5 protein-coding genes are annotated in these 5,609 nt (G+C 62.4%); 3 read left to right on the top strand and 2 right to left on the bottom strand.

Features of this window, described 5'->3' with window-relative positions:
• Positions 1 to 85: 85 nt before the first annotated feature.
• Together KBY72_RS14215 and KBY72_RS14210 are read right to left on the bottom strand one after the other, a co-directional pair.
• Positions 86 to 475, bottom strand: coding sequence for a type II toxin-antitoxin system VapC family toxin (locus tag KBY72_RS14215; RefSeq protein ID WP_254962296.1), 390 nt, complete (start codon positions 473 to 475; stop codon positions 86 to 88).
• 43 nt (positions 476 to 518) lie between these two features.
• On the bottom strand, positions 519 to 650 hold the full coding sequence (locus KBY72_RS14210; RefSeq protein WP_254993846.1) for a type II toxin-antitoxin system VapB family antitoxin: 132 nt from the start codon (positions 648 to 650) through the stop codon (positions 519 to 521).
• Positions 651 to 785: 135 nt separating this feature from the next.
• Here KBY72_RS14210 and KBY72_RS14205 point away from each other — a divergent pair, with 135 nt between their 5' ends.
• The 3 genes from KBY72_RS14205 to KBY72_RS14195 form a co-directional block, all read left to right on the top strand.
• Entirely contained in the window at positions 786 to 2,132 is a 1,347-nt protein-coding gene (locus tag KBY72_RS14205; protein ID WP_254993845.1) for an ATP-binding protein, read from the top strand.
• A gap of 178 nt (positions 2,133 to 2,310) precedes the next feature.
• The gene (secA, locus tag KBY72_RS14200; RefSeq protein WP_254993844.1) at positions 2,311 to 5,097 is read left to right on the top strand and encodes a preprotein translocase subunit SecA; all 2,787 of its coding nucleotides are present in this window, start codon (positions 2,311 to 2,313) and stop codon (positions 5,095 to 5,097) included.
• Positions 5,098 to 5,179: 82 nt separating this feature from the next.
• Positions 5,180 to 5,609, top strand: a 430-nt coding sequence (locus KBY72_RS14195) for a GDP-mannose 4,6-dehydratase (protein ID WP_254993843.1), incomplete at its 3' end; no start/stop codon positions are given.

Raw genomic sequence — 5,609 nt, 5'->3', positions numbered from 1 at the left:
AAAACCTCAAAGATCGCGAGATCCTGGAGTTTCTGGGCGACAACCCTGGCACCACCAGCTGAGTCCTGGTTTCCCACGCGTGCCTTCACATGGCAGCTTTCACATCAGTGCGGGCAAAGTGGTCGCCTTTGAACAGCAGCGGCAGGTCTAGGACCATGGCTAGGCCGTAGCTGAAGCAATCACCCAGGTTGAGGCCAGCCCGGTGGCGGCCCTTGCCGAAGTGGCGCCAGCCGTGGAGGGCCCAGTGCACATGCAACGTGTCGAGCGGAAGCGACTTGATCTCCGCTCGGCCCAAGAGCAAGTCCAACTCAGGAGGCCCTGCCTCACCGAGCTGACTGATCACCAGGATCTGAGCTTCCAAGAGAGTGGTGGTGGAGATCCACTTCGGAGATGGCTGACTCAGGCAGCCAAGGAGTTCGGCAGCTTCGGGCTCCGCTTTGAGAATGGCTATCAGAGCAGAGGTATCGATCACCATCAGACCGGCAGACCGTCATCGTCGTAGAGGGCATCCTGCAGCTTCAGCGCAGATGGCCCTGGGCTTCTCTCAGTTCGGCCGCAAGCGCACGACGCACGGCATCGGTCACGGTGGTGCCATGCCGCGCCGCCAGCTCAGGGGCCATGGCATGTACCTCAGGGTCTTTGATGTTCATGCCCATGGATGCTCACACCCCCACAAGGAGCCGGGCAGAAATCAACAATATTTCTACCTAGACCCCGATCTCGCCCAAAACGAAGATCACCTTCTTGTCACCATGAACAACAAGCCAAGGCGCTAACTTGACGCCATGGACGACAAGCTGCCCGCAGACCTGCAAGCCCTGCTGCGCCAGAAACTGGTGGACAGCTGGCAGCAGCCGCTACCCCAGCTGACCCAGCGCGACACCTGGATCCCCAGGATCCCCGGCAAAACGCTGGCCGTGATCGGCATGCGCCGCAGCGGCAAAACCTCACTGCTATGGCAGGAGCTGGGCCGGCGTGTGGAGGCGGGCGAGGAGCGCAGCTGGCTGCCGATGCTGTCGCTGGAAGACGAGCGCCTGCTGGCCCACAACCCTGGTGCGGAGCTGCTCGACCAGCTTCTCGAGACTTATTTCCAGCTCCAGCCCCAGGCGCGGCAAGCGGGAGCGCGGCGGGGCTGCCTGTTTCTCGATGAGATCCAACGCATTCCCGGCTGGGAGGGATTCGTGCGGCGGGTGATGGACAGCGAACCGATCGACGTGGTTGTGAGTGGCTCGTCGGCGGAGATGCTCTCCACCGAGATCGCCAGCAACCTGCGGGGGCGCGCCCTAGAGGCGGTGGTGTATCCGTTCAGCTTCCGCGAGAGCCTCCGCCACCGAAGCCTGGAGCCGCTGCAGCCGAGCACGCACTGGAGCAGCGCCCAGCGCTCGCAGCTCACTCACCAGCTGGAGCACTACCTGCGCTGCGGGGGTTTCCCGGAGGCTCAGGGACTGGAGGAGCGCAGCCGCCGGCTGCTGCTGGGCAGCTACGTGGACAGCACCGTGCTGCGGGATGTGATCGAGCGCCATGCCATCCGCCAGCCCCTGGCTCTGCAATGGCTGGTGCGGCAGCTGCTCAGCAACGGTGGCGGCAGCTTCAGCCTCAACCGCCTGCATGGAGCCCTGAAAAGCCAGGGTCTAGCGATCGGCCGCGAACACCTGGCCGAGCTGGTGCAGCACCTAGAGAGTGCCTTCCTGATCCACTGCTTGGGCGTGGTGGGAGGTTCGCTGAGGCGTCAGATGACGCTGCCCCGCAAGGTGTATCCGGTCGATCCGGGTTTGCTGCCCCTCTATGAACTGGAGGGGCGCAGCAATCTCGGACATGCGCTGGAAACCGTGGTGCTTTTGGAATTACTGCGGAAAGGAGCGGAGGTGGGCTACCTGCGTACAAGCAACGGCCACGAGGTGGACTTCCTCGCCCGTTTCCCCGATGGCCGGCGGGAGCTGATCCAGGTGTGTACCGATCTCAGTGAACCAGCGACTTTGCAAAGGGAGCTGCGAGCACTCCTGGAGGCCCTGCAGGAACCGTCGAGCAGCGGCGCCCAAGCGCGGGTGATTTCACTCAACAACAGGCCGCCCCGGGGGGAATGGCCACAACCGGTGGCCTGGAGCAGCGCAGTGGAATGGCTGCTGGAGTGAGCCGAATCAGCTGATGCACTGGCCTTGTCGAGGTGCGTTTAGGCAAGCTGCCGGCAGCCAGCGGACTGGTCGACACCCTGCCCCAACACTTGGCGGCTTCAGGGCTGCAGGCCTTCCCTTAGCGCTTGCTCTGGTAGCCGCCCGGTAAGATTTGGCTTGTGCTGGCCGTTCCGCCTCAATGCTCAAGCTGCTGCTGGGTGATCCAAATGCCCGCAAGCTGAAGCGCTACCAGCCGATCGTTTCTGATATCAACCTGCTCGAGGAGGAAATCTCCCCCCTCTCCGACGACGAGCTGCGCGGCCTCACTGCTGAATTCCGCCAGAAGCTGGAGCAGGTGGCGGGCAATACCGCCAAGGAGCGGGCCTTGCTCGATGAGCTGCTGCCCCAGGCCTTTGCCGTGGTGCGCGAGGCCGGCAAGCGGGTGCTGGGCATGCGGCACTTCGATGTGCAGCTGATCGGCGGCATGGTGCTGCACAACGGTCAAATCGCTGAGATGAAAACCGGCGAGGGCAAAACCCTCGTGGCCACCCTGCCCGCCTACCTCAATGCCCTCACCGGCCGGGGCGTGCACGTGGTGACGGTGAACGACTACCTGGCCCGGCGCGACGCCGAGTGGATGGGCCAGGTGCACCGCTTCCTGGGGCTCTCGGTGGGCCTGATTCAACAGGAGATGACGCCAACCACCCGCCGGGCCAACTACGCCTGCGACATCACCTACGCCACTAACAGCGAGCTGGGCTTCGACTACCTGCGCGACAACATGGCCAGCGACATCGCTGAGGTGGTGCAGCGCCAGCCCAACTACTGCGTGATCGACGAGGTCGATTCGATCCTGATCGACGAGGCCCGCACGCCGCTGATTATCTCCGGCCAGATCGAGCGCCCCCAGGAGAAATACCGCCGCGCCGCCGAGGTGGCTGAGCTGCTGGAGCGCTCTGCCGAACTGGGCAAAGACGGCATCGACCCCGAAGGCGACTACGAGGTTGATGAGAAGCAGCGCAATGTGACCCTCACCGACGAGGGCTATGCCAAGGCCGAGCAGGAGCTGGGGGTGACCGATCTCTTCAACCCAGAAGACCCCTGGGCCCACTTCATCGGCAATGCCCTCAAGGCCAAGGAGATGTTTGCCAAGGACGTGAACTACATCGTGCGCAATGGCGATGCGGTGATCGTGGACGAATTCACCGGCCGGGTGATGCCAGGTCGGCGCTGGAGCGACGGCCTGCACCAGGCGATTGAGGCCAAGGAGCAGCTGGAGATCCAGCCCGAAACCCAAACCCTCGCCTCGATCACCTACCAAAACTTCTTCCTGCTCTACCCGCGCCTGGCCGGAATGACCGGTACCGCCAAAACCGAGGAAGTGGAATTCGAGAAGACCTACAAGCTCGAAGTCACGATCGTGCCCACCAACCGGGTGCGCTCCCGCTCCGACTGGACCGACCAGGTTTACAAAACCGAAACCGCCAAGTGGCGAGCGGTAGCCCTGGAAACCGCCGAGGTGCACAAGGGGGGCCGGCCGGTGCTGGTGGGCACCACCAGTGTGGAGAAATCGGAGCTGCTATCAGCCCTGCTGGCTGAGCAAGACATCCCCCACAACCTCCTAAACGCCAAGCCAGAAAACGTGGAGCGGGAAGCCGAAATCGTGGCCCAGGCCGGGCGGGCCGGCGCCGTGACCATCGCCACCAACATGGCCGGGCGTGGCACGGACATCATCCTGGGCGGCAATAGCGATTACATGGCCCGCCTCAAGCTGCGTGAGGTGCTGCTGCCCAAGCTGGTGCGCCCGGAAAATGAGCACCGGCCCATCCCCTCGGCGAAAGCCGCGCGCGAGGCCCGCAGTTTGGGGAGCCTGTATCCCTGCAGTCTCAGCAAAACGACTGACCAGGATTTGGCCAGCCTCGCCAAAGACCTCGTAAATGCCTGGGGCGACCGGCAGCTCACCTTGCTGGAGCTGGAAGACCGCATCGCCCAGGCGGCCGAAAAGGCCCCCAGCGATGACCCCCAAATCCAGGCCCTGCGTGATTGCATCGCGCAGGTGAAGGCTGAATACGACGCCATGGTGAAGCAAGACGATCAGCAGGTGCGCGAGGCCGGTGGCCTGCACGTGATCGGCACCGAGCGCCACGAATCACGCAGGGTGGACAACCAACTGCGCGGCCGCGCCGGCCGCCAGGGCGATCCTGGCTCCACCCGCTTCTTCCTGTCTCTGGAAGACAACCTGCTGCGCATCTTTGGCGGCGATCGGGTGGCTGGCCTGATGAATGCCTTCCGGGTGGAGGAAGACATGCCGATCGAATCGGGCATGCTCACCCGCTCGCTGGAAGGGGCGCAGAAGAAGGTGGAAACGTACTACTACGACATCCGCAAGCAGGTGTTTGAGTACGACGAGGTGATGAACAACCAGCGCAAAGCCGTTTATACCGAGCGGCGCCGAGTGTTGGAGGGCCGTGAACTTAAGGCCCAGGTGATCGGCTACGGCGAGCGGACCGTCGAAGACATCGTGGAAGCCTATGTAAACCCCGAGCTGCCGCCTGAGGAGTGGGACCTCAGCCGCCTAGTCGAGAAAACAAAGGAGTTTATTTACATCCTGGAAGATCTAGCGCCCGACCAGCTACAGGGTTTAGGGGTGGAGGAGCTCAAAGCCTTCCTGCAGGAGCAGCTGCGCAATGCCTACGACATCAAGGAGGGCCAAGTAGAGCAGCAGCGCCCAGGCCTGATGCGGGAAGCGGAGCGCTACTTCATCCTGCAGCAGATCGACACGCTGTGGCGGGAGCATCTGCAGGCCATGGATGCCCTGCGCGAGTCGGTGGGCCTGAGAGGTTACGGCCAGAAGGATCCGTTGATCGAATATAAGAATGAGGGTTACGATATGTTCCTCGAGATGATGACCCAGATGCGGAGGAATGTAATTTATTCGATGTTTATGTTCCAGCCAGCGCCGGCGGCCCAGGGTGCGACGGCTTAGCTTAGTAGCATGTAAAGCTATATTCATCCTTATGTAACAAGGTCAAGCCCTTACCAGAAGATCTAGGATCTCATGATTAGAAGTGAACAAAACAGCTCTCATCACAGGGATCACTGGCCAAGACGGCTCCTACCTAGCCGAACTGTTGCTGGAGAAGGGCTATGCCGTTCACGGCATCAAGCGGCGCGCCAGCAGCTTCAACACAGCCCGCATTGACCACCTCTACCAGGATCCCCACGAGAGCGATCCCCGGCTGGTGCTGCACTACGGCGACCTCACCGACAGCACCAACCTGATCCGGATCATCCAGCAGGTTCAGCCAGATGAGATCTACAACCTCGGCGCCCAGAGTCATGTGGCCGTGAGCTTCGAGGCGCCCGAATACACCGCCAATTCAGACGCCCTCGGCACCCTGCGCATCCTGGAAGCGGTGCGGATGCTGGGGCTCACCGCTAAAACCCGCATCTACCAGGCCAGCACAAGCGAGCTCTACGGCCTAGTGCAGGAGATCC

Origin of the sequence: Cyanobium sp. BA5m-21 (assembly GCF_024346235.1) — a bacterium.
GTDB lineage: Bacteria > Cyanobacteriota > Cyanobacteriia > PCC-6307 > Cyanobiaceae > Cyanobium_A > Cyanobium_A usitatum.
The sequence above is the reverse complement of the archived record's forward strand: the minus strand, read 5'-3'. Positions and strand labels throughout refer to the sequence as shown.

What these genes read in the sequence shown, in the direction of transcription:
- secA (WP_254993844.1), top strand. Translation starts at nt 2,311, where the DNA reads ATGCTCAAGCTGCTGCTGGGTGATCCAAATGCCCGCAAGCTGAAGCGC.
- KBY72_RS14205 (WP_254993845.1), top strand. Translation starts at nt 786, where the DNA reads ATGGACGACAAGCTGCCCGCAGACCTGCAAGCCCTGCTGCGCCAGAAA.
- KBY72_RS14210 (WP_254993846.1), bottom strand. Translation starts at nt 650, where the DNA reads ATGAACATCAAAGACCCTGAGGTACATGCCATGGCCCCTGAGCTGGCG.
- KBY72_RS14215 (WP_254962296.1), bottom strand. Translation starts at nt 475, where the DNA reads ATGGTGATCGATACCTCTGCTCTGATAGCCATTCTCAAAGCGGAGCCC.